The 2,023-nt window shown below is 69.3% G+C and carries 2 protein-coding genes and 1 tRNA gene; 1 reads left to right on the top strand and 2 read right to left on the bottom strand.

What is annotated here, in order from left to right; all coding sequences use genetic code 11:
• Positions 1-71: 71 nt before the first annotated feature.
• Complete coding sequence (chpH, locus tag ACFXA3_RS41675; protein WP_385196579.1) at positions 72-305, bottom strand: chaplin ChpH; 234 nt, start codon at positions 303-305, stop codon at positions 72-74.
• Between the two features lie 129 nt (positions 306-434).
• On the bottom strand, positions 435-1,760 hold the full coding sequence (locus ACFXA3_RS41670; RefSeq protein ID WP_385196577.1) for a M20/M25/M40 family metallo-hydrolase: 1,326 nt from the start codon (positions 1,758-1,760) through the stop codon (positions 435-437).
• 168 nt (positions 1,761-1,928) lie between these two features.
• Here ACFXA3_RS41670 and ACFXA3_RS41665 point away from each other — a divergent pair.
• Positions 1,929-2,013 (top strand) — tRNA-Leu (locus tag ACFXA3_RS41665).
• Positions 2,014-2,023: the final 10 nt, after the last annotated feature.

Genomic DNA, 2,023 nt, shown 5'->3' with positions numbered 1-2,023 from the left:
CCGCCCCCACCCCCCCCCCGCCGCCCGGGGCCGCTTATATCGCGCCCCCGGGCCCAAAGACTTCAGAAGCGTCAGGCGTTGACGCAGGTGTTGCCGAAGGCCGGGTTCAGCAGGCCGATGACGTTGATCGTGTTACCGCAGACGTTCACGGGAACGTGGACCGGCACCTGGACGGCGTTGCCGGACAGGACACCGGGGGAGCCGATGGCCGCACCCTGGGCACCCGCGTCGGCGGCAGCCAGACCCGCACCCGCGAGAACCAGACCACCGGTGGCAGCCGCAGCGGCGACAACCTTCTTGAGCATTGTTCCTCCTAGTTGGCAATGCGGTCCCAGCCGCGGACCGCACCACCTGTAACGAGGAGGCATCACCAGGGCTACGAGCGTATGAGCGCATTCACTCTTCTCAGTGGAATGCGCACACCTTCCCGATTCTCAGCAGTTGTCAATGAATCGGTCGAGCACGCGCACGCCGAACTTCAGCCCGTCCACCGGCACCCGCTCGTCCACTCCGTGGAACATCCCGGCGAAGTCCAGCTCCGGCGGCAGCTGGAGCGGGGCGAAGCCGAAGCAGCGGATGCCGAGGTCGTCGAAGGACTTGGCGTCCGTACCGCCGGAGAGCATGTACGGGACGGCCCGCGCGATCGGGTCCTCGGCCTTGAGGGCGTGCTGCATCGCGTCGACGAGCTTCCCGTCGAAGTCGGTCTCCAGCGCCTTGTCCCCGTGCACGTCCTCCCGCTTCACGCGCGGGCCGAGGATCCGGTCGAGGTCGGCGAAGAACTCCTCCTCGTAGCCGGGCAGGAAGCGGCCGTCGACGTGCGCCGTGGCCTGGCCGGGGATGACGTTGACCTTGTAGCCGGCGCCGAGCATGGTCGGGGCGGCCGAGTTCCGCAGCGTCGCGCCGACCATCTTGGCGATGCCGCCGAGCTTGGCGAGGGTCGCGTCCATGTCGTCCGGGTCGAGCGGGGTCCCGAGCGCGTCCGAGAGCTCGTCCAGGAACGACCGTACGGTCTTGGTGACCCTGACGGGCCACTGGTGGCGGCCGAGCCGGCCCACGGCCTCGCACAGCTCCGTGATGGCGTTGTCGTTGTTCGTCATCGAACCGTGGCCCGCGGTGCCCTCCACCGTGAGCCGCATCCAGTGCATGCCCTTCTGGGCGGTCTCCACCAGGTACAGCCGCAGGTTCTCGTTGACGGTGAACGAGAAGCCGCCGACCTCGCCGATCGCCTCGGTGACCCCCTCGAAGAGCCCGGGGTGCTTGTCCACGAGGTGCCGGGCGCCGTACACGCCGCCGGCCTCCTCGTCGGCGAGGAAGGCCAGCACGATGTCCCGCGGGGGCTTGCGGCCGCTGCGCAGCCGGTCGCGCACGACGGCCAGCGTCATCGCGTCCATGTCCTTCATGTCGACGGCGCCGCGGCCCCACAGGCAGCCGTCGGCGATCTCGCCCGCGAAGGGGTCGTACGTCCAGTCGGCGGCGTTCGCCGGGACCACGTCGGTGTGCCCGTGGATCAGCAGCGCCGGGCGGGAGGGGTCCTCGCCCTCGATGCGCGCGACGGTCGAGGCGCGTCCCTTGTGGGATTCGAAGATCTGCGGTTCCAGCCCGACCTCGGCGAGCTTCTCCGCGACCCACTCGGCGGCCTTGCGCTCGCCGGGGCCGGAGTGGTCCCCGTAGTTGCTCGTGTCGATCCGGATGAGGTCCCGGCAGAGGTCGACGACCTCGTCCTCGCCGGAAACGGTCCTGCCCGCGCTCGACTCGCTCACGCTGCTTCCTCCCACTGATCGGTACCGACTGCCTCCCCATCCTCCCGCTTCGGGCGGCTCCGCCCAAGGGCGATCCCCGGCCGCAGGGGGGTGTGATCGGGGCCCCGGAATGTTTGGTAATGTTTTCCACGTCGGAACGGCCCGCGAGGGACGCGAGACAGACACCTTGTCCGGGTGGCGGAATGGCAGACGCGCTAGCTTGAGGTGCTAGTGCCCTTTATCGGGCGTGGGGGTTCAAGTCCCCCCTCGGACACAGAGCGAGA

It is taken from the genome of Streptomyces sp. NPDC059456, from assembly GCF_042750055.1.
In the GTDB taxonomy this organism is placed as follows: domain Bacteria; phylum Actinomycetota; class Actinomycetes; order Streptomycetales; family Streptomycetaceae; genus Streptomyces.
The sequence above is the reverse complement of the archived record's forward strand: the minus strand, read 5'-3'. Positions and strand labels throughout refer to the sequence as shown.

Excerpts from the sequence above, each read along its gene's own strand:
- chpH (WP_385196579.1), bottom strand. The coding sequence starts at position 305 with ATGCTCAAGAAGGTTGTCGCCGCTGCGGCTGCCACCGGTGGTCTGGTT.